The organism is Nonomuraea sp. NPDC050202 (assembly GCF_040656115.1).
Classification (GTDB): domain Bacteria; phylum Actinomycetota; class Actinomycetes; order Streptosporangiales; family Streptosporangiaceae; genus Nonomuraea.
On sequence record NZ_JBFALF010000053.1, the window covers coordinates 1 to 20,818 of the forward strand.

Below are 20,818 nucleotides of genomic sequence, written 5' to 3' on the forward strand. Positions count from 1 at the left end.
AAGGTGACGCGCTCGGCGCTGCAGAACGCCGCCTCCATCGCGGCGCTCTTCCTGACGACCGAGGCCGTCATCGCCGAGAAGCCCGAGAAGACCCCCGCTGCCCCGGCCATGCCGGGCGGCGGCGACATGGACTTCTAGGTCTTTTTCTCGCCGCGCGGACGAAGAGCGGCCCGGGTTTTTTCCCGGGTCGCTCTTGTTTTGTTTAGGTGCTATTACGTTTCACAATTGATCAGTTACCTGGAGTGAGGGAAGGTGGTGGCGTTTACACCTCGACCGAAGGAGCAAACAGTGCATTTCCGCAGCAGGAGAATTCTCGGTATCACCGCCCTGACCATGGCCGCCACCACCATGGCCGCTCCCGCGCACGCCGGCGACGACGCGGGCATCACGGCGGCCGGGGAGGTCGAGGCCGACACGAAGGCCTGGTTGCACGTGTACGCCGATGACGAGGGGCCCCAGGTGCGCCTCATCGGCGAGCCGATGCGCGACGTCGTGCTCCCGCGCGAGCTGTGGTTCCCCCTCTGCACGTCCGAGCCCGATCTCCGCATCCCGATCGTCAGCGACGTGCTGCCACGGCTCATGGGCTGCCCGGCGCCCGCACCGGAGGGCTGATCCGGCGCCCGCACCGGAGGGCTGAGGCCCGGGTGCCGGTCAGGCACCCGGCGACGAGCGGCTCAGACGCCGTAGAGGGCGGTGACGTGGCCCCGGGCCAAGGTGTTGGCGGTGATGTTGAAGCCCACCACGGCCGGGCTGGCGTCGCTGTCCACCCCGAGCTTGTCCACGCCCAGCGCGTGCACCGTGAACACGTAGCGGTGCGGGTCTCCGGGGGGCGGGGCCGCGCCGCCGTACGCCTTGGTGCCGTAGTCGTTGCGGGCGTGGACCGCGCCGTCGGGCAGGCCCTTGAAGTCGGGGGCCGTGCCCGCGCCCGCGGGCAGCTCCGTCACCGAGGCAGGCAGGTCGAACAGGACCCAGTGCCAGAAGCCGCTGCCCGTGGGGGCGTCGGGGTCGTAGCAGGTGACGGCGTAGCCGCGGGTGCCCTCGGGGGCGCCGGACCAGCGTAGGTGGGGAGACTGGTTCTGGCCGCTCATGCCCCAGTCGTTGAAGACGTGGAGATCTGCGAGCGTCCGGCCGTCCTGGATGTCGTCGCTCTCGACCGCGAGCGCGGGCACCGGCGGCAGGAACTCGTGGGGAAGGGGTGCGGGCACGGCATCCTCCTGGAGTGAGTAGCTGCTTGCTCAACCATCCTAGAAGCGGCCGTGCCCGCGTCCGTCATGCCACGAGCTGTGCCGGCAGAGCCTTCTCGTGCAGGACCGTCAAGGAGGTCACGGCTCGGGTCAGCACGACGTACAGCCGGGCCAGCCCGCGCGGCTCGGCCGAGACGATGTCCGCCGGCTCGACGACGATGACGTGGTCGTACTCCAGACCCTTGGCCAGCGTGGCCGGGACGATCAGGAGGCGGTGCTCCTCGGTGGAGTCGGGGTCGAGCACGGCGTGCGGCAGGCTCGCCAGCGCCGCGGAGACCTCCCCGACCAGCGCGTCGGGCACGATGACGCCGATGGAGCCCTCCTTGGCGAGCGCCTCCTCGGCGGCCTGCGCCACCGCGAGTCCCTGCCGGACGGTGAGCGAGCCGGCGCCGGGGCGCAGCGAGCGCGGGGCGGCCAGGTCGGGGGCGATGGAGGGGAGCAGGCGGGCGGCGTAGTCGAGGACCTCGCGGGGCACGCGGAAGCCGAGCGTCAGCTCCGTCACCTCGCCCTCGCGCTGCCCGAGGTGCTCAAGCACCGACTCCCACGAGCTGGTCGACCAGGGCGTGGTGCCCTGGGCGAGGTCGCCGAGCACGGTGGCCGAGCCGTTGCGGCAGCGCCGGCCCAGCGCCCTGAGCTGCATCTCGGACAGGTCCTGGGCCTCGTCCACGACGAGGTGGCCGAGCGAGGGCGTGCGCTCCATGAGGTCGCGCAGCTCGTCGAGGAGCGCGGCGTCCGCCGCCGACCACTTCGCGGACTTCCAGCTCCGGTACGGCTTGCGCCAGACCAGCGTCTCCTGCTCCTCGGCCGACAGATCGCCCTTGGCGGCCTTGGCGAGGAACTCGGGGTCCGACAGCAGCCGGTACAGCACCTGCTCGGGCGTCAGCTTGGGCCACACCGCGTCCACGAGCTGCTTGACCGGCTTCGACCTGGCCACCGCGTCCTGCACCCGGTCGTCGGGCGACTCGCCGCGCTGCTCCATCCTGACCAGCACCATGTGGGCCAGGCGCTGCGCCAGCGCGGCCCGGCCGGGGTTGTAGCGGGTGGTGCCGCGCAGGGAGGCCACGATCTCGCGCACCTCGTAGTCGGCCACCCGGTAGCGGTAGGCGCCCTTGGTGAACACCACGCCTTCCGACGGTTTCACGATGTGCATCCAGAGGGCGCGTTCGAGCACCACCGCCATCCTGGCGTCGCCCTTCACGGCCGCGACGAGCGGGTCCTCGGGCGCCGAGTGCTCGCCGAGCAGGCCCGCCACCGTGGTCTGGTCGACCTTGACCTCGCCGAGGGCGGGGAGCACGGAGGAGATGTAGGACAGGAAGGCCCGGTTGGGGCCGACGATCATGACGCCGGACCTGGCCAGCCGCTCGCGGTGGGTGAACAGCAGGTAGGCCGCGCGGTGCAGGCCGACGGCGGTCTTCCCGGTGCCCGGCGCGCCCTGGACGCACACGGTCTGGGTCAGGGTGGAGCGGACGATCTCGTCCTGGTCGGGCTGGATGGTGGCCACGATGTCGCGCATGGGGCCGGTGCGCGGGCGCTCGATCTCCTCGGTGAGGATCTTCGAGGGGCCGATCTCGCCGCCCTCGCCGAGCGGCTCGTCCTCGAACGCGGTGAGCTCGCCGCCGTGGTAGCCGAAGCGGCGGCGGCGTACGATGCCCATCGGGTCGGCGGGGCTGGCCTGGTAGAACGCCCGGGAGACCGGCGCCCGCCAGTCGATGACCAGCGGCTTGCTGCCGCCGTCGTGCACGTGGCGGCGGCCGACGTAGATCGTGCCGGGCAGGTCGTCACCTGCGGCTCGGTCGAGGCGGCCGAAGAACAGCGGGGTGTCGGGGTGGTCGGCCAGTGCGGCCACGCGCTGGTCGAGCAGCGACTGGAGGATCTGCTGCGACACCCAGTCGCCCGCCGCGTCGGCGGACAGCGACTGCGCGTGGGCGCGCATGGCCTTGAGTGCGGCCCTGGACTCGGCGAGGTGTGCCTGCTCGGCGGCCAGCACGTCGGTGGGTATGTCCGGGGCCAGCTTGTGGGTGGGCATGCGAAAGCGCCTCCCTGGTTCGAAACGGAGGTGGTCAAAGGCAGCGAATCGGCCAGTCTAGTGGCGACTTCCGCGTGCTTCCAAAGCATTTACCGGCGAGGGGTGGGGTAGGGACAGGAGGTGGCGCGGGTGCAGCTCCGTTTCTCGCCGATCATCCCCACGATCGCGAGCTTCCTGCTCGCGGCGTTGTGGGGACTGTCGGTGTTCGCGGGGTGGGGGCTGGAGGCGTTCTGCGCGGGCGGCGAGGCCGCCACCGCGTGCTCGCAGCGGCTCGGCACGGTCTCCACCGTGTCGGGGCTGTTCGCCGTGCTGGCCGCCTGCTGCACGGTGGCCGCCTGGCTGCTGCCGTGGTCGAGGCAGGACTCGCGGGCGTTCGCGCGCCTGATGGGCGCCGGGGTGCTGGCCTGGATCGTGGCGGAGGGCGTGCTCTTCCTGGGGGGCCTGCTGGTGCGCTGACCTCGCAAGCTGTAACGAACCTGGGAATACCGAAAAATTCGGGCATATCAGGTGCGTTTGCCGGATCATGAGGGTATGTCGCAGGCGGCGTGATAGTACGCAGGTGAGGGGGGTGGTTCGAATGTCGGCCCGCGGAGTCTCGTGGACGTGACGCCACGCAGAATGCCTGGCCGCTCAGGACGAGCGGCCGGGCATCACCACCGTCACACCCCGCCCAGCACGTCGTCGGCGTCGATGATCTGGTACGCGTACCCCTGCTCGGCCAGGAACCGCTGCCGGTGCGCCGCGAACTCCTGGTCCACCGTGTCGCGGCTGACCACCGTGTAGAACCGGGCGCCCCCGCCGTCGGACTTGGGCCGCAGCACCCGCCCCAGCCGCTGCGCCTCCTCCTGGCGCGAGCCGAACGTGCCCGACACCTGGATCGCGACCGTCGCCTCCGGCAGGTCGATGGAGAAGTTGGCCACCTTCGACACCACCAGCACCTGGATCTCCTTGTCGCGGAAGGCCTGGTAGAGCCGCTCGCGCTCCTTCACCCTGGTCTCGCCCTTGATGACCGGGGCGTTCAGGTGCTCGCCGAGCTCGTCGAGCTGGTCGATGTACTGGCCGATGACCAGCACCTGCTCGCCCAGGTGGCGGCGGACCAGGGCCTCGGTCACCTGCGTCTTGGACGGCGTGGTGGCACAGAAGCGGTAACGCTCCTCGGACTCGGCCATCGCGTACGCCAGCCGCTCCTCGTCCGTCAGCGTCACGCGGACCTCGACGCAGTCGGCCGGCGCGATCCAGCCCTGGTTCTCCATCTCCTTCCAGGGCGCGTCGTACCGCTTGGGGCCGATCAGCGAGAACACGTCGCCCTCGCGCCCGTCCTCGCGCACCAGCGTCGCGGTCAGCCCGACACGCCTGCGGGCCTGCAGGTCGGCGGTCATCCGGAAGATCGGCGCGGGCAGCAGGTGCACCTCGTCGTAGACGATCAGCCCCCAGTCGCGGGCGTCGAAGAGCTCCAGGTGGCTGTAGACGCCTTTGCGCCGGGTGGTCATCACCTGGTAGGTGGCGATGGTGACCGGGCGGATCTCCTTCTTGGTGCCGGAGTACTCGCCGATCTCGTCCTCGGTCAGCGACGTGCGCTTGAGCAGCTCGGTCTTCCACTGGTGGGCCGAGACCGTGTTCGTGACCAGGATGAGCGTGGTGGCCTGGGCCTGGGCCATGGCGGCCGCGCCGACGATGGTCTTGCCGGCGCCGCAGGGCAGCACGACCACGCCGGAGCCGCCGTTCCAGAACGCCTCGGCCGCCTCCCGCTGGTACGTCCGCAGCTCCCAGCCGTCCTCGCACAGCGTGATCGGGTGGGCCTCGCCGTCGACGTACCCGGCCAGATCCTCGGCCGGCCAGCCCAGCTTGAGCAGGGCCTGCTTGACGTTGCCCCGGTCGCTGGGGTGCACGACCACCGTGTCGTCGCCGACCCGCTCGCCCAGCATCGGCTGGATCTTCCTCGAGCGCAGCACCTCTTCGAGCACGGCCCGGTCGGTGGAGGTCAGGATCAGGCCGTGGACCGGGTCCTTCTCCAGCCGCAGCCGCCCGTAGCGGGCCATCGTCTCGGCGATGTCCACCAGCAGCGCGTGCGGCACCGGGTAGCGGCTGTAGCTGATGAGCGCGTCGATGACCTGCTCGGCGTCGTGCCCGGCGGCGCGCGCGTTCCACAGCGCCAGCGGGGTGACGCGGTAGGTGTGCACGTGTTCAGGCGCGCGCTCCAGCTCGGCGAACGGCGCGATCGCCTTACGGCAGGCGTCGGCCCGCTCGTGGTCGACCTCGAGCAGCAGCGTCTTGTCCGACTGGACGATCAGCGGTCCATCGCTCACTGGCTATCTCCGTGGGGTTTCGGACGGGGGCCTGGCGCAACAGGACCATCGTCTCCTGATCCCGGCTCCCCCGCTCCGAGTCTCCAACAACGGCAGGGCCAGGATTAGTCCTCAGGATCGCCGGGTCACTCGTCGAAGGCGCCGCTGACCCCGAGGGCGACGAACGTGCCGATGGTGAGCACGAAGCCCAGCCCGAACAGCACCCAGCTCCAGATGACCATGGTGCGCGCCGTCTCCGGCTGCGTGCTGGACTTGCTGATGGCCAGGCCGGCCAGGATCGCGCCGGGGATGCCCAGGACGTTGCAGCAGGAGACCAGCGCGAAGAGGTTGAGCACGAGAGAGACGATCGCGTTGGCGCTCGGCCCGTTGCTGCGCGGGGGAGGCGGATAGCCGTAGCCGTACGGCGGGGGCGGCTGCTCGCCGTAGGGCGCGCCATATGGCTGGTACGGATATCCCGACGGGTCACCCTGACTCATGTTCACCTCCAGACAGGTCAACACTTATCACGGAATTGACACGCGTCTGACCGAGAGCACGAGATCACCCTAGATCCACAGGGAGGGCTCAGCCGAGCCGGCTCCGCAGCGCCTTGCGGTCGAGCTTGAGCACGCTCGTCAGCGGCACGGAGTCGACGAAGCGCACCTCGCGCGGGTACTTCACCCGCCCCACCCGCTCGCGGGCCCACTCGATCAGCTCCTCGGCCGTCACCGTAGCATCGGGCCTGAGCTGCACGAACGCGACGACCTCCTCCCCGGTGCGAGGGTCGGGCCGGCCCACGACGCCCGACGCCACGACGTCGGGGTGCCGGTTGAGGGCGTCCTCGACGTCGCGCGGGAACACGTTGAAGCCGCCGCGGATGATCAGGTCCTTCTTCCTGTCCACGATGTACAGGTAGCCGTCGTCGTCCACGCACCCGATGTCGCCGGTCCGCAACTCCTTGCCGACCAGCGCGGTCCCCTCGGGATCGGGCTGGTGCTCGCCCCAGTAGCCGAGCATCAGCGAGTCGCCGGAGACGCAGATCTCGCCGACGTCCCCCGTCTCCATCGTCTCGCCGTCGCCGTCGCGGATGGTGATCGTGTAGCCGGCCAGCGGGAGGCCGACGCTGCCGGCCCGCCGCCTGCCCGGCGGGTTGAACGTGGTGACCGCGCTGGTCTCGGTCAGGCCGTAACCCTCCAGGATCTGCACGCCCGGCACCCTGCGCTCGAACTCCTCCAGCGTCTGCCTGCCGAGCGGCGCCGCGCCGCAGGTGAGGTAGGCCAGGTCGGGCAGCGGGTGCTGCTCCAGCGGCTCGGCGAGCAGGAGGTGGATCATGGAGGGGACCACGGTGGCGTAGTGCACGCGCTGCTCGGCCGCCAGCTCCAGGAACGCCCGCGGCTCGAACCAGCGCATCAGCACCGCCTGCTGCGGCTCGGTGGCGTGCAGCGAGGCGATCGTGATGATCAGCCCGTACGAGTGCGACAGCGGCACGGGCACCAGCGCGCGGTTCTTGCCCTTCTGGTGGGACAGCTCGAAGGCGTCCTTGGCCACGTGCCACAGGCCGTGGTGGCTGAGCATGACCCCCTTGGCCCTGCCGGTCGTGCCGCCGGTGTAGAGGAGCGCGGCCAGGTCGTCGGGGTCGCGGGAGACGGGGCCGCGTTCGGCCGCCCGCTCCAGCTCCGCCGTGTCCATGTGGACGGGGATGTCGACGTTCGCGGCGCGTACGTGGTCCGCCAGCTCGGGCGAGGTGACGATCGCGCTCGCGCCGCTGTCGAGCAGGAGGTGGCGCAGCTCCTCCGGCCCCACCAGGAACACCACAGGCGTCACCACCGCGCCCGCCGCCCACAGGGCCTGGTAGACGATCGGCACCTCGGGGGAGTTGGCCATCATGACGGCCACCCGGTCGCCCGGCCGGATGCCTGCCTCGGCGAAGCCGCCGCACATCCGGCGCGCCCGTTCGGCGAGCGCGTGGCTGCGGTGCCAGACGCCTTCGTAGTACACCGAGTCGTGGTCGTCGAACCGGCTCCACGACTCCTCCGCCAGCCTGCCCAGCGTTTGCTCGGTCACATGCACAACCTGATGCTTGCGAGCAGGCCCAGTCAAGCCTCGCCCCCTTGACTGGTCCTTGTGGAGGGTGTTCTTGTAGCCCGTAAACAGGCATAAAGCTTCCTCTGTCGCCATTCGTGTTTTCATGATGGTTCAAATCGTGTAAAGGTGGGGTGCCGAGGATCGCAGGCCAGTCCTGGCCGCCTGTCTTCGCAGTTCAGCAGCCGGGTGGTGACGCTCGGTAACGCTGGTGAATAAAACGAAGAAACTCGTTGTCTTGCCATAATTCCTGTAGAAAAGTTTCCAGTTAACTTCCGAGGTGGCTTCGTGACCGAAACGCCTGAACCGGGCGAGATCGAGCTCCACAACATGACGCTCACGGGGAGCCTCATGGCCGTCACCGAGCACCTCCGCGCCGTGGCCGGCCCGGCCACCCGAGACCTGACCAGAAGGGAGGCCGACACGCTGCTCCGCTCGTACCTGGAGCCTGGCTGCTTCCCCGACGCGGTGCGCCGCCTGGCCGGCCGCCACCTGCTGGTTCTCGTCGGCGAGCAGGAGACGGGGCGGCGCCTGGGGGCGCTGGCGCTGCTGTCGCGCATGTCGCTGGCCGAGAGCACGATCACCGTGCTGTCGCCGGCCGCCGACGCGTACGACCTGCTGACCGGCACCGAGTACGAGCCCGGCCGGGCGTACCTGCTGCATGACTGGATCGTGGCCAGCACCGACCGCACCGAGCTGGTCAACCTGGCGCGCAAGCTGGCCGAGCTGGGCTCGTACCTGGTGATCACCAGGAGCGGCGGGCCGTCACAGGCGGTCGAGGTGGAGCACGCGTGGGCCGCGCCCGAGCCCGGGGAGCTGTTCGAGCTGTGCCTGAGCACGTACGACCTGCGTGCCGGGCTGTCCGCCGAGGAGCTGACCCGGGCCAGGGAGGTGGCGCTGACGCTGCCGACGCCCGCCGAGGTCGTCCGTCTCGCCTCGCGCCTCGCGCCCGGCGGCGAGCCCGCCGGTGAGGAGGTGGCGGCCTGGCTCGACACCAAGCCGCCCATGCGCGAGGTGCTCGCCGTGGCGGCGCTGGCGTTCACGCACCGGCTGGCCGAGCCCGCCTTCGACGAGCAGCTCTCCCGGCTCGAACGGCGCTGCCGCGAGATCGGAAGCCGCCCGCTCACCGGCCCGCTGATCGGCGTCGAGGACGGCCTCGTCGGCTTCCGGGCGGCGCACCAGCGCACGCGGGTGCTCGGCGAGCTGGCCGGCCGGTACGGGTTCTGGCTGTGGCAGCCGCTGCGCGAGTGGGTCAGGTCGCTGCCGGGGCAGGGGCCGGCCGTCCAGGTACGGGCGGCGGCAGGCGTGGCGCTGCTGGCCCGGCACTCGATGAAGGAGGTCCGGCAGGAGTTCCTGGAGGTCTGGGCCCAGGGGAGCGCGGCCGAGCGGGTGGCGGCGGCCAACGTGCTGTCGTACATGTGCGCCGACGACAGCCTCGCCCCCGAGGCGCTCGGGATCGCGCTGGGCTGGGCCGCCGACCCGGCGGACATCAGGGCGACGACGGCGGCCGTGGCGCTGGGCGCCGGGCTGTCCGTGCGCTACCCCGGCGACTGCGCCCGGCTGCTGCGCCGCCTGGAGTCGCTGGGCGGCCCGGCGGCGCCGGTGGCGGCCCAGTCACTCAGAGCCCTGCGACGCCGGTGACGCGGGCGGTTCTGCCGCTTCAGAGGCGCCCCACGCTGGTGACGCGGGCGGTTCTGCCGCTTTCAGAGGCCCGCGACGCCGGTGATGCGGTGCAGGGCGAAGCGGTGCACGGCCGCTCGCGTCTCGTCGTAGGCGGTCAGGTATCCGCCCTCCATCCGCGCCGGCTCCAGGATGCGTGAGGTCGCGTTGCCCTGGGAGTCGAGGTAGCCGATCCACACCCGCACGCCCTGCTTGATCGCCTCCTGCAGCGCCGAGATCGTGGCCGTGGCGGGCCCGCGCGGCACCTGGCCGCCCGGGGCGTCCACCGGCTCCCGCCGGGCCAGGTGGGCGGCGTCGCCGGCCCGCAGCGCGCGTACGGCCGCCACCGCGACCTCGGGGTCGAGGCCGTTGGGCGAGGCCACGGCGCGGGCGGGGGCCACCCCCTCGGTGCGCCGGCTCTCGAGCTGCGAGATGATCACGTCGCCGTCGAGCGACTCGGCGACCGGCGCGTACCCCATGGCCCGCAACGAGTCGACCAGCGCCGCCCTGGACGAGCGGGAGGCGATGACGGTGGGCGCGAGCCGGCGCAGCCGCAGCGCGGCCGAGCGGCGGTCGGCGGTGATCTGGTCGAGCAGCGCGGGGTCGTCGCAGCGGATGTAGGCGCTCGCGGTGCCCACCCGGATCCGCCCGTGCCGCCTGGCCACGTCGGTCACCAGGTACGACAGCGCCTGCGGCACCGGCGTGGCCGAGTGCCGGGCCAGCATCGCCACCAGCTCCTCGCCGCCGTGGCCCGCGTCGAGCGCCCGCCGGATCGAGCTCTCGCTGAACCGGTAGACCGTGGCCCCGCCCTTGGACTCGACGTCGGCGGTGAGCGTCATCCAGCGGTTGAGCTCGCTCGTGAGCGGCCCGGGCGCGACGGCCGTGAGATCGGCCTGCAGCAGCACGTGATCGACGGGCTCCGGCAGCAGCGGCGCCAGCATTTCGGCCGCCCCGCCGCCTTCGACCAGCGCTCGCCCGTGCCCCGACAGCGCGCCCAGCCCTGTCACGCCGACCTGCTCGGCCTCCCGCAGCGTGAAGTCGACGAGCTGCTCGCGCAGCGGGCCGCGGCGGCGCGGCTGCTCCCACGCCAGCCGTTCCAGTACGGAGTCGCGGTCGGGCGCCAGGCCCGGCGCCGCGGCGAGCACGCCCAGCGTGGCCGCCCTGACGCCCGGCGCGGAGGAACGGCGCAGGTCGGTGTGCAGGGCGTTGAGCGGCCTGTCGCGGTCGTCGCGCTCGCCGACCAGGCCGGGCACCCGGTCCATGTGCAGCCACGTGGCCGCCAGCGCCGTCCACCGGTCGGCGGTGGACCTGACCCGCCACAGGTCGTAGCCGGAGGTCGGCAGCCACTCGCCGTCCACGCCGCCGCCGGCGGCGATCAGCCCGGCCGCGTGCGCCACCTCGACCACCAGCGCCGTCACCCACTCCGGCAGGTCCAGCTCGCCCGCCGCGCGCTTCAGGTCGCGCACGCCGAGCCCGCCGGTACGCAGCACGCCCGGCGGCTCGACGCTCCACCGCTCGCACAGCTCCTCGACGGCCCTGACGAACGAGAACGCCTGCCCCGCCGCCGTACGGTCGGCCAGGGACGGGTCGCGCGTGGCGCCGTGCAGCGGCGGCGGCACGGCCAGCAGGTCGCGGTGCACCCGGCCGCCACGCAGGAAGAGGCCGACCTCGCGGGGCAGCGTCACGCTCTCCTCGCCCGTGGCGGCCAGCAGGCCGCGGGCGAGCAGCTCCTCGATGGGGGAGCGGGCCGACTCGATCCGCACCTCACGCCTGGCGTTGGGCACGCGGCCGGTCGGCGGGCCCCAGACGAGCTGGTCGAGCGCGCCCCTCGCCTCGGGCGAGACGGACGCGACGAGCGCGGCCGGCTCGGCCAGCGCCGCCGCCAGGCGCTCCTTGCCGGAGCCCGCAGTGCCGGGGGCGATGTCGTCGGCCATCTCGTCGAGCTGCTCGGGCGCGTGGTGCCGGAACGCCTCGGCCGCCCTCGGGCCGAGCCCGGCCGGGTCGTCGAGCACCTTGCGTACGCCGGGGCCCAGCTCCAGCGCGTCGTCGGGCCCGTAGACCAGCGCGAGGTCGCGCAGCCTGTCGAGCGCGGCGGACAGCGCGGGCTCCGGATCCCCTGGCTCGCCGCCTTCGGCCGCTCGCGGGTGCGTGGGGTCGCCGGACCCCAGCGCCCTGCCGATGAGGTCGTGCAGCGCGTCCTTCGCGATCGGCTCGTCGCGCACCGCCAGCGTCTCCACGACCGCCAGCGTGAACCGGTCGAGCCGGTCCAGCACCCTGCCGATCGCCGAAGGACTGGCGGCCCGCGAGGCGAGACCCTCCAGATGCGCGGGCACCGGAGTGATCAGCTCGGGACGCGCGGAGACGAGCGCCCGTAGCTGTTCGTCGGTGCGCCCCCTGATCCACTCCGTGAACTCCATCGTTGCCATGGTATGTCCCCCCTGATTGGGGCAGCATTGCTAGACGTGATAGAGCGCGCGGACCAGCTGGTGCTGAACTACGTCTCGAAGGCGGCCGACGCCGCCCACGGCGTGCTCAGGGCCGACCAGCGGCTCGACTTCGCTAAGCGGCTGCGGGCCAGGATCGAGGCCGAGCGGCGCGGCAGCCAGAGCGCGCGCGAGGTGGCGAAGGTGCTGGCGCGGTTCGGCGATCCGGCCGCCCTGGTCGAGCGCGAGGCCAGGAGGCTGGCCGAGCAGGGGGTCCCCACCAAGCGAGACCTGACCCCGCTGGGCGCGTCGGCCGCCCCGGGCGCGCCGGGCGCGGGTGGCTCGGCCGGTGCCGGGTCGACCGGCGGCGGGGCGGCTGTTCCCGGCGGGACGGTCGTGGACGCGGAGCCGGAGGGCCCGGCGGGTACGCGGAGGTTCCCCGCCATCGTGGACGACCGTGACGCGCCGCCCGGCGTCCGCACGTACCGGAGGGTCGCGCAGGAGCGGCTCGGCACGCAGCGGCAGGGCCTCGGGATGCCGTTCGCGGGGCTGCGCAGGGCGGCCATGTCCAGCGCCAACCCGATGGCCACCGGCGGCAGGGACGCCAGGACCATCGTCAAGGAGCAGCCCCGCGACGTGTCGGCCATCGTGATCCTGGTGGTGGCGGCGCTGCTGGTGCCGGTCGACCTGCCGCCGCTGGCGATCTTCGAGGTGCCCCTGGTGGTGTGGGCGGTGGGCGCGGCGCTGGTGCTGTTCAGCGAGAGCTGGGGCCTGCGCGACAAGTTCCTCGGGATCGGCGCGCCGCTGCTGGGTTACTCGGTGGGCGGGGTGGTCATCGGCGGCCTGCGGGTGGGCATCGAGGCCGGGATGCAGGCGTTCGTCCAGCAGTTCTTCGACGTCAGCGGCACGATGTTCATGATCGGCACGGGTGTGGGCGTGGTCTGGCTGGCCTACCGCCTGCTCGACGTCAACTGACCGGCGCCGGGCTGGGCAGCAGGCCGACCGCCAGGCGTACCCAGGCGGCCACGAACTGGTCCTTCTCCGCGTGCCCCGGCAGCTCGCCCACGGTCTCCTGGAACAGCCGGTAGTGCACCACGGAGCCGCCGAGCACGGTCGCGATGCCGGGCCAGTCGAGCTTGACGTCGCGGTACTCGGGCTGCGCCTGGAACCAGGTCACGATGGCGTCGAACATCGGCTGCATCAGCCCCTCGCGCACCACCGCGACCAGCTCGGGGAACTGGCTCAGGTCGCGGAAGAAGACGCGGGTCAGCTCCGACTCCTCGCGCACCTTGGCCAGGCCGGCGCGGCACACGTGGGACAGGCGCTCCTCCAGGTCGACCGACGCCTCCATGGTGCTCAGCGCGGCCAGGCTCTCGGCCACCTGGAGCCGCGTACGGCTGGCGTGCTCGTTGATGGCGGCGGCCAGCACCTCGTACTTGGACTTGAAGTGCCGGTAGAGCCCACCGGCGCCGGGAGACAGCCCTGAGGCGGCCTCGATCTCGGCCACGGAAGTGGCGGAGTAACCCCGCTCGGCGAACAGCCGCAGGGACTCATCGATGATCCGCTCACGGGTCGATCTACTCATATCTACGCTGATACCTCCGTAAGGAGAGTAATCGCTTCCGCGGGCCGCGGTTCAGGCGGCACGCTGCGAAGATCGGACTTTGCACTCAGGCGCCCGCGCGCCGGATCAGGCCCGCCAGCGCGGAGCCGGCGATCAGCCAGACGATCGCGGCGAGCCCGTAGTTGACCAGCGCCGTCCAGCGCGGGTCGGCGAGCTGGAAGAGGTTGGCCAGGCCCAGTGACAGCCACGTCGCCAGCAGTTCGACGAGCTGGTACCACAGGTTGCCCGGATTGGCCCGGAAGACCGTGAAGAGCGCGTGGAGCAGCAGGGCCAGCGCGGCCACCCTGGAGGCCAGCCGTACCAGGCCGGCCAGCGTCGTGGCGACGCGCTGCCTGACCGTCACCTGGCGCCCTCCGGGGCGGGCCGGGCGGTGGGGGCGGGGCGGAGCGGAGGAGGCGACGAGCCGGTCGCCGGGCTCAGGGGTGTCGGTCAAGGCCGCTCCTCTCCGATAAGTAACTCCTTTCTTCCCATTTCTCTTGCCGCGGAACAAGGGCCGTTACGCGGGGCAGGGGGTCGTTTGGCATCCTGCAACCTGTGATGACTTCGGTGGGATTCGACCTTGACATGACATTGGCCGACACGCGGGCGGGGATCGCGGCCGTTTACGACGAGCTGGCTGTGCGATTGGGCGTGCCATTTGACAGCGCGGCGATCGTGAGCCGGTTGGGGCCGCCGCTGGAGGTGGAGCTGGCCAACTGGCTGCCCTCGGAGGAGGTGCCGGCCGCCGCCGACCTCTATCGAGAGATATATCCGGAAATGGGGGTTCCGGTGCACACGGCCATGGCCGGCGCGCACGAGGCCATCGAGGCCGTGCGCCGGGCCGGTGGCGGGGTCATCGTGGTGACGGGCAAGAACGTCCGCGACGCCAGGGGCACGGTCAAGGTTCTCGGGCTCGACGTGGACGAAGTGGTCGGCTCGGTTTTCGGCGCCGACAAGGGATCGGCACTCGCGCGCTTCGGCGCGGCGGCTTATGTTGGTGACCATGTCGCGGACATCCAGGCGGCACGCGCGGGCGGCGCCGTGAGCGTGACAGTCGCGACCGGCCCTTACACAGTGGGAGAGCTGCGTGATCACGGAGCAGATGTGGCACTGGGCGACCTGACCGAATTCGCCGCCTGGTTCGCCGGTTGGCGCGAGCATGATGCGCTTCGGTAATTGTCCCCCATTTACCCGGTCGCCTCGGTGCTTCGCGGGGCATAACCTACATCCATCCATCCTTCTTTTCGACTGTTTGAACGAGGTCCTCCTGTGCCGAGTGGCAAGGTCAAGTGGTACGACGCCGACAAGGGTTTCGGCTTCCTCACCCGCGACGACGGCGGTGAGGTCTTCGTGCATTCATCCGCGCTGCCCGCCGGCGCAGGCCCGCTCAAGCCCGGCCAGAAGGTCGAGTTCGGCGTGGCCGAGGGCCGCAGGGGCCAGCAGGCGCTCTCCGTCAGGATCCTGGAGCAGCCGCCGACGCTGGCCAAGACCAAGCCGAAGGGCAAGCGGAAGAAGCCGGACGAGATGGTGGTCATCGTCGAGGATCTGATCAAGTTGCTCGACGGGGTCTCGACCTCGTACCAGCGGGGCAAGCACCCGGACGCGGCGCACGCCAAGAAGATCGCCCAGGTGCTCCGGGCGGTCGCCGACGACCTCGACGCCTGACCTCCTCGCGATATCCCAGCGGCCCGCCCTCCCCGGGCGGGTCAGCCGTTCGGGTTGGTGAGGGGCTTGGTGGAGTCGAGCTTCTCCTTCCGCGGCGGCGGCTCCTCGCCGCCCCGCGGCTCGTCGTAGGGCAGGGTCTCGTCGTACGGGGTGGGCTCGTCGTAGGCGGAGGCCGAATCGTGGGCGGCGGCCGAGCCGTTGACGGTGGCCGAGTCGTACGCGGCGGCCGGGCCGTCGGCGGGGGCCGAGCCGTTGACGGAGGCCGAGTCGTACGTGGCGGTCTCGCCGCGGGTGCCGGGCTCGGCGTGGGCCGTGGCCGCCTCGGCCGGGCCGGCGGCCTCGGCACGCCGGCGGCGCAGCTCGGCCTTGGTCGCGCGGACCCGCTTCCGCCGGGAGATCAGCAGCCACCCCAGCGCCGCGGTCAGCGCGACCGACAGCGTCACCAGCCCCGCCAGGCTGCTCCCGGTGAGCGAGAGCACCAGCCCCACCAGCCCGCCGAACACCCAGGCGAGCTGCAACACCGCCTCCACCACGCCGAAGGTGGACGAGCGCACCTCCTCGCCGATCTCCCGCTGCACGATCGCGTCGAGCGCCAGCTTGCCCAGCTCCTGCGAGAAGGCCGCGACCAGCGAGATCGCCAGCGCCGTCCACACCCCGAAGAAGACGGCGGTGACGATGGCGGTCACCACGGTCATGGCCAGCGTGGCCAGCACGATGAGCTGAGGCGCGTGGTTGCGCGTCCAGTTCGCCACCGCGGCGCCCGCCAGGCCGCCCAGCCCGGCCGCGCCCGCGAGCAGCGCGATCGTCTTGGGGATGTCGAAGAACGGGTCGCGCGCCCACGGCTCCGCGGCGGCCAGCCACGGCACCGCCTCGTCCTGCACCAGGAACAGCAGGAAGAACAGCAGGAACCCGGAGAAGACGCGGATGGCCACGTTCGCCCAGACCGCCTCGGCCACCGCGGGCCCCACCTTCAGCAGGGTGCGCCAGCGGGGGGCGGCGCCCTCCTCCTCCGTGTCGGGGGAGTCGATGTGGCGCGGCAGGCGTACCGCGACGACGCCGAGCAGCAGGAAGCCCACCATGGCGACGCGCAGGATCATCGCGCTGCCCAGCCACGCGGTCAGGCCCGCGCCGACCGGCACCGCCACCCCGGCCGAGACCAGCGTGAACAGCGCCACCCGCGCGTTCGCCGACACCAGCGTGATATCGGCGGGCAGCACGCTCGGCATGATCGCCGCCCGCGACACGTTGTAGGCCTTCGACAGCACCAGCACGCCCAGCGCCCCGATGAACAGCGTCGGCAGGTCGCCGGGGCCCACGGCCGCCGCCATGGCGAAGCACAGCAGGCCGCGCCCGAACAGCGTGCCCGCCATCACGTAGCGCCGGCCCGACCTGAACCGGTCGAGTATCGGCCCCACGAACGGCGCGAGCAGCGCGAACGGCAACATCGTGATGACGAGGTAGAGAGCGACCGAGCCGCGCGCCTCGCCCACCGGCACGCCGAAGAACACGGTGCTGGCCAGCGCCACCGTGACGAGCGCGTCGCAGGCGCTGTTGCCGGCCGACAGCTCGATCAGCCGGCCGAGCCCGGTGCGGCCCGCGCCGCCCGCGTACGTGAGCCTGCGCGTGGCCTTGCCGACCTTCCGCGCGCCCCTGGCGGTGGCCTTGCCCGCCCGCGCGGTGCCGCTCGCCGTGGCTCTGGTCGCGCGCGCGGTCGCACGACCGGCGTCCGCGGCGCCACGCGCCACGCGCCGGGAGATGTGGCGTGCCCGCTCCCAGCCTCCCTCCACGACTACCAGTCTTACCCGATCCTGGCCCGATCTCAGCCGTGTGGGCCCCCGCAGGTCCCGTGATGGGTGAGAATGAAGTGTGAGCGAACAGCACCTTTCGGCGAAGGCGGCCCGATGAGCCGCACCAGGGCCCGCGTCTCCGCTCCCGACCAGGCCTGTGTCGCCGCGGTCGATCTGGCGCGCGCCGCGGCCGAGGAGCTAGCGCGGCCGGGCGAGCCCGGCGAGCACCTCGGTTACGAGAGCGAAGGCGACCGGATCGTCACCCACTACTTCGCCTGCCTGGATCGGGCCTACCGCGGCTGGCGCTGGGCTGTCACGGTCACGCGTGCCTCCCGCGCGAAGAAGGTCACGGTCAGCGAGGCCGTCCTGCTGCCCGGCTCCGGGGCGCTGCTCGCGCCCGAGTGGCTGCCGTGGAGCGAGCGCCTGCGCCCCGGCGACCTGGGCGTGGGCGACCTGCTGCCGACCGCGGACGATGACGACAGGCTCGCGCCGGGTTTCACCGAGACCGACGACGACGCCGACCATCAGGCGGTTTTCGAGTACGGCCTGGGCCGAGCCCGTGTGCTCTCGGCCATCGGCAAGGACCGGGCGGCCAGACGCTGGCACTCGGGCGAGCACGGGCCGCATACGCCGATCGCACACGCCGCTCCCGCGCAATGTTCCACCTGCGGCTTCTACTGGCCGCTGGCGGGTGGCTTGCGGCGGATGTTCGGGGTCTGCGCTAACGAGTACGCCCCCGACGACGGCAGGGTCGTGGCCGCCGACCACGGCTGCGGCGCCCACTCGGAGGCCGCCGTGCTGCCCCCGCCCGTGGAGCAGGCCATCCCGATCCTCGACGATCTGGGTTACGACCTCATGGAGGAGGAAGCAGGTTCGGTGGACGAGTCGGCTTCCGAGGAGCTCGGCCATTCCTGACCGAGAGTGTCGGTGAAGGCCGCTAACCTACGGTGGCCCCCTACCCTCCAACCAGGATCGTGATCGATGAGCGACACCTACGGCACTGACCGGATGCGCGCAGCCGTCCTCTCGGCGTGGACGGCCTCGCCCGCCCGGTTCCGCGAAGACGCCAACGCGGAGGAGGACTTCGCGCTCGGCGGTTACCGCGATCGGCTGATCGTCGAGCTGGCGCAGAACGCCGCCGACGCGGCGCTGCGGGCGGGCGTGCCAGGGGTGCTGCGGCTGACGCTGCGCGGCGAGGTGCTGACGGCCGCCAACACCGGCGCCCCGCTCGACGCCACCGGCGTGGAGAGCCTGTCCACGCTGCGCGCCTCGGGCAAGCGTGACGAGGCGGGCGCGGCGGGCCGGTTCGGGGTCGGGTTCGCGGCGGTGGTGTCCGTCTGCGACGCGCCCTCCATCGGCTCGCGCGGCGCCCCCGCCGTGCGCTGGTCCCGCACGGAGACCGCGGCCCTGGTCGCCGAGATCCCCGCGCTCGCGGGCGAGCTGGCCGAGCGCCGCGGGCACGTGCCGCTGCTGCGGCTGCCCTTCGACGAGCCGCCGATGATCGACATCCCCGAGGGCTTCGACACGGTGGTCCGGCTGCCGCTGCGCGACCAGGCGAGCGTCGAGGTCGTGCGGCGGATGCTGGCCGAGGCCAGCCCGGCGTTGCTGCTCGGCATGCCCGCGCTGGAGAGCATCGAGATCGACGTCGACGGCTCCGTGCGCACGGTGGTGGCCGACGGCTGGCACGTCGTGTCGGAGTCCGGCGAGTTCACGCCCGAGGAGGTGGGCAGGCTCTTCGCCGACCGGCCCACCGAGGAGCGCGCCCGTCCTTACTGGTCGCTGCGCTGGGCGGTGCCGGTCACCGGCACCGGCGAGCCGGGCCCGCTGCCCGCCGCCGTGCCGCCCGTGGTGCACGCCCCGACGCCCAGCGACGAGCCCATCGACCTGCCCGCGCTGCTGATCGCCTCGTTCCCGATGGCCACCGACCGGCGCCACGTGGCCAAGGGCCCGCTGGCCGACTTCCTGGTCGAGCGGGTCGCCGACGCCTACGTGCGGCTGCTGCGCGAGCTGCCGCGCACGTCCAAGCTGCTCGACCTCGTGCCCTCCCTCATGGGCAAGGGTGAGCTCGACGCCCGCATCCGCCGGGCCGTGCTGGCGCGGCTGCCCGGCACGCCGCTGCTGCCCGCGCTGTCGGCGCCCGCGCCGGCCGTGCAGACGCCGTCGTTCGCCGAGGAGAAGGTCTACGAGCCCGACGCGCAGTGGCAGGTCGAGCACCCTGCGCCCGAGCCCGACGGCGACGGCTGGGTGGTGACGGGCCGCGAGGCGGCCGTCGTGGCCTCCGCCTCGCCCGGGCTGCTCACCGCCGTCGCCGAGTTCGTGCCGGGGCTGCTGCCCGCCGGCTGGCCCGCCCGCCATCCGGCCATGGCCGCGCTCGGGGTGCGCAGGGTGGAGCTGTCCGACATCGTCGACCTGCTGTCGGGCGAGGCCGTGGAGGCGCGCGAGCCGTCGTGGTGGCGCTCGCTGTACGAGGTGCTGCCGGCCGACGACCCCGAGTCGCTGGGCGCGCTGCCGGTGCCGCTGGCCGACGGCCGGCTGGTGCGCGGGCCGCGCGGCACGCTCATCCTGGCCGACGGCGGCGCCGAGCTCGACCTGACGCCCCTCGGGCTGCGCATCGTGCACCCGGAGGCGGCGCACCCGGCGCTGCTGCGGCTGGGCGCCGCCGAGGCCTCGCCCCGCACGGTGCTGGACGACCCGCTGACCAAGGCCGCCGTCGCCCAGTCGCTCGACAGCCCCGACCCCGAGCCGGTGGCCAGGGCCGTGCTGTCGCTGGTGGAGGCGTCCGGGCTGGCGCCCGGCGAGGCGCCGTGGCTGGCCGAGCTGGCGCTGCGTGGCACCGACGGCGAGCTCTACCCGGCCGGCGAGCTCATGCTGGCCGACGGGGCGCTGGCGGCGGTCCTGGAGTCCGACACGCATCTCGGGGTGGCCGCGGCCGAGCTGGAGGAGACCTACGGGCCGCGCGTGCTGGCCGCGGCGGGGGTGCTCGACGGGTTCGCCGTGGTGCACGAGCCCGACGTGCTGCTCGACCCCGACGAGTGCGACCACGACCTCGACGGCGAGGCCGACTGGCTCGACCACGTGCTCGACCTGCTGCCCGAGCTGGACGTGCCGCCGCTGGTGCCCGAGTTCCTCGCGGTGCGTGACCTGGAGCTGGTGGCCGACTGGCCGGCCGCGCTGGAGCTGCTGACCACGCCGCCGCTGCGGGCCGCGCTGCACCCGCTGCGCGTCGAGGGCGTGGAGGTGCCGTCCTACACGGCGTGGTGGCTGGCCAACCATCCGGTGCTGGACGGGCGCAAGCCGCTGGAGCTGCGGCTGCCCGGGGCCGACCCGCTGCTGCAGGGCCTGTATTCCGACGCCCCGGCTGGGCTCGACGAGGCGGCGCTGTCGATGATCGGCGTCCGCACGACGCTGCCGGAGCTGCTGGCCTCGCACGGCGGCCCCGAGGAGCTGCTCGACCTGATGGCCGACGAGTCGATCGAGGTCGACCGGGCCCAGCTCCGGGCGCTGTGGATCGCGCTGGCGGCCGTGGACCCGTCGCGGGTGGCGCCGCCTTCGAACTTGCGGGCGGTCCTCCGCGGGGAGATCGTGGTGGCCTCCGCCGAGGACGCCGTGGTGGTGGAGGCGCCCGACCTGCTGCAGCTCGTCACCGATCGGCCGCTGGTGCTGGCCCCGTACGACCTGGCCGAGGCCCTGTCGGAGCTGCTCGACCTGCCGCTCGCCGGCGAGCTCGCCTCGGGCGCGGTCACCTCGGAGGGGGTGACGCGGCAGGTGCCCGCCGAGGTGCGCTCGCTGCTGCCCACCGCGCCGCAGACGTACGTCGAGCACGAGAAGCTGCTGGTGGACGGCGTGGAGTGCGCCTGGCGCTTCTTCGAGGGCGCCGTGCACTGCACCGGGGTCGACGGGCTGGCCAGGGGGCTGGCCTGGGCGACCGGGCAGTGGAACGACCGGCTCGCGGTGGCCGCGTTGCTGCGCGACCCGGAGGCGGTGCCGCTGCTGCTGGCCGAGGCCGACCTGTCCTGACGCGGGCACGCCGGGGAGGCGCCGCCG

17 protein-coding genes are annotated in these 20,818 nt (G+C 72.6%); 8 read left to right on the plus strand and 9 right to left on the minus strand.

What is annotated here, in order from left to right; translation table 11 throughout:
• The first annotated feature begins 288 nt into the window (after positions 1-288).
• A complete protein-coding gene (locus AB0I79_RS57530) occupies positions 289-612 on the plus strand; it encodes a hypothetical protein (RefSeq protein ID WP_357893532.1) in 324 nt (107 codons plus the stop codon).
• Positions 613-674: 62 nt separating this feature from the next.
• On the opposite strand, the gene AB0I79_RS57535 is transcribed toward AB0I79_RS57530, so the two are convergent.
• Both AB0I79_RS57535 and AB0I79_RS57540 read right to left on the minus strand, forming a co-directional pair.
• Positions 675-1,205, minus strand: coding sequence for a YbhB/YbcL family Raf kinase inhibitor-like protein (locus AB0I79_RS57535; protein WP_357893534.1), 531 nt, complete (start codon positions 1,203-1,205; stop codon positions 675-677).
• A 64-nt stretch (positions 1,206-1,269) separates the two neighbouring features.
• On the minus strand, positions 1,270-3,270 hold the full coding sequence (locus AB0I79_RS57540) for an AAA family ATPase (RefSeq protein ID WP_357893536.1): 2,001 nt from the start codon (positions 3,268-3,270) through the stop codon (positions 1,270-1,272).
• 129 nt (positions 3,271-3,399) lie between these two features.
• On the opposite strand from AB0I79_RS57540, the gene AB0I79_RS57545 reads away from it, so the two are divergent.
• Positions 3,400-3,726 (plus strand): hypothetical protein, encoded by a 327-nt coding sequence (locus tag AB0I79_RS57545; RefSeq protein ID WP_357893538.1) that lies wholly within the window; start codon positions 3,400-3,402, stop codon positions 3,724-3,726.
• Between the two features lie 203 nt (positions 3,727-3,929).
• Here the strand turns inward: AB0I79_RS57545 and AB0I79_RS57550 are convergent, their stop codons facing one another.
• The 3 genes from AB0I79_RS57550 to AB0I79_RS57560 form a co-directional block, all read right to left on the minus strand.
• Positions 3,930-5,576 (minus strand): DNA repair helicase XPB, encoded by a 1,647-nt coding sequence (locus AB0I79_RS57550; RefSeq protein ID WP_357893540.1) that lies wholly within the window; start codon positions 5,574-5,576, stop codon positions 3,930-3,932.
• A 125-nt stretch (positions 5,577-5,701) separates the two neighbouring features.
• The gene (locus tag AB0I79_RS57555) at positions 5,702-6,052 is read right to left on the minus strand and encodes a hypothetical protein (protein ID WP_357893542.1); all 351 of its coding nucleotides are present in this window, start codon (positions 6,050-6,052) and stop codon (positions 5,702-5,704) included.
• Positions 6,053-6,140: 88 nt separating this feature from the next.
• Positions 6,141-7,619, minus strand: coding sequence for an AMP-binding protein (locus AB0I79_RS57560; protein ID WP_357893544.1), 1,479 nt, complete (start codon positions 7,617-7,619; stop codon positions 6,141-6,143).
• A gap of 306 nt (positions 7,620-7,925) precedes the next feature.
• On the opposite strand from AB0I79_RS57560, the gene AB0I79_RS57565 reads away from it, so the two are divergent.
• Positions 7,926-9,278 carry a hypothetical protein gene (locus AB0I79_RS57565; RefSeq protein WP_357893546.1) on the plus strand — a complete coding sequence of 451 codons (1,353 nt, stop codon included), beginning with the start codon at positions 7,926-7,928 and terminating at the stop codon, positions 9,276-9,278.
• A 62-nt stretch (positions 9,279-9,340) separates the two neighbouring features.
• Here AB0I79_RS57565 and AB0I79_RS57570 read toward each other — a convergent pair whose 3' ends face one another.
• Entirely contained in the window at positions 9,341-11,713 is a 2,373-nt protein-coding gene (locus AB0I79_RS57570) for a helicase C-terminal domain-containing protein (RefSeq protein ID WP_357893548.1), read from the minus strand.
• Between the two features lie 45 nt (positions 11,714-11,758).
• Between AB0I79_RS57570 and AB0I79_RS57575 the strand changes: the two genes are divergently transcribed.
• Positions 11,759-12,694, plus strand: a complete 936-nt coding sequence (locus tag AB0I79_RS57575; RefSeq protein ID WP_357893550.1) for a hypothetical protein — start codon at positions 11,759-11,761, stop codon at positions 12,692-12,694.
• On the opposite strand, the gene AB0I79_RS57580 is transcribed toward AB0I79_RS57575, so the two are convergent.
• Positions 12,687-13,304 (minus strand): TetR/AcrR family transcriptional regulator, encoded by a 618-nt coding sequence (locus AB0I79_RS57580; RefSeq protein WP_185100404.1) that lies wholly within the window; start codon positions 13,302-13,304, stop codon positions 12,687-12,689. The genes AB0I79_RS57575 and AB0I79_RS57580 overlap by 8 nt on opposite strands.
• Positions 13,305-13,389: 85 nt before the next feature.
• Entirely contained in the window at positions 13,390-13,776 is a 387-nt protein-coding gene (locus tag AB0I79_RS57585) for a hypothetical protein (protein ID WP_357893552.1), read from the minus strand.
• 104 nt (positions 13,777-13,880) lie between these two features.
• On the opposite strand from AB0I79_RS57585, the gene AB0I79_RS57590 reads away from it, so the two are divergent.
• Both AB0I79_RS57590 and AB0I79_RS57595 read left to right on the plus strand, forming a co-directional pair.
• Entirely contained in the window at positions 13,881-14,498 is a 618-nt protein-coding gene (locus AB0I79_RS57590; RefSeq protein WP_357893632.1) for an HAD family hydrolase, read from the plus strand.
• Between the two features lie 93 nt (positions 14,499-14,591).
• Positions 14,592-14,987 carry a cold-shock protein gene (locus tag AB0I79_RS57595; protein WP_101789277.1) on the plus strand — a complete coding sequence of 132 codons (396 nt, stop codon included), beginning with the start codon at positions 14,592-14,594 and terminating at the stop codon, positions 14,985-14,987.
• Between the two features lie 41 nt (positions 14,988-15,028).
• On the opposite strand, the gene AB0I79_RS57600 is transcribed toward AB0I79_RS57595, so the two are convergent.
• Complete coding sequence (locus tag AB0I79_RS57600) at positions 15,029-16,774, minus strand: MFS transporter (protein WP_357893554.1); 1,746 nt, start codon at positions 16,772-16,774, stop codon at positions 15,029-15,031.
• A gap of 114 nt (positions 16,775-16,888) precedes the next feature.
• Here AB0I79_RS57600 and AB0I79_RS57605 point away from each other — a divergent pair, with 114 nt between their 5' ends.
• Positions 16,889-17,689, plus strand: a complete 801-nt coding sequence (locus AB0I79_RS57605; protein WP_357893556.1) for a DUF3027 domain-containing protein — start codon at positions 16,889-16,891, stop codon at positions 17,687-17,689.
• 66 nt (positions 17,690-17,755) lie between these two features.
• On the plus strand, positions 17,756-20,791 hold the full coding sequence (locus tag AB0I79_RS57610; RefSeq protein ID WP_357893558.1) for a hypothetical protein: 3,036 nt from the start codon (positions 17,756-17,758) through the stop codon (positions 20,789-20,791).
• Positions 20,792-20,818: the final 27 nt, after the last annotated feature.

Excerpts from the sequence above, each read along its gene's own strand:
- AB0I79_RS57605 (WP_357893556.1), top strand. The coding sequence starts at position 16,889 with ATGAGCCGCACCAGGGCCCGCGTCTCCGCTCCCGACCAGGCCTGTGTC.
- AB0I79_RS57610 (WP_357893558.1), top strand. The coding sequence starts at position 17,756 with ATGAGCGACACCTACGGCACTGACCGGATGCGCGCAGCCGTCCTCTCG.
- AB0I79_RS57580 (WP_185100404.1), bottom strand. The coding sequence starts at position 13,304 with ATGAGTAGATCGACCCGTGAGCGGATCATCGATGAGTCCCTGCGGCTG.
- AB0I79_RS57540 (WP_357893536.1), bottom strand. The coding sequence starts at position 3,270 with ATGCCCACCCACAAGCTGGCCCCGGACATACCCACCGACGTGCTGGCC.
- AB0I79_RS57555 (WP_357893542.1), bottom strand. The coding sequence starts at position 6,052 with ATGAGTCAGGGTGACCCGTCGGGATATCCGTACCAGCCATATGGCGCG.
- AB0I79_RS57590 (WP_357893632.1), top strand. The coding sequence starts at position 13,881 with ATGACTTCGGTGGGATTCGACCTTGACATGACATTGGCCGACACGCGG.
- AB0I79_RS57570 (WP_357893548.1), bottom strand. The coding sequence starts at position 11,713 with ATGGAGTTCACGGAGTGGATCAGGGGGCGCACCGACGAACAGCTACGG.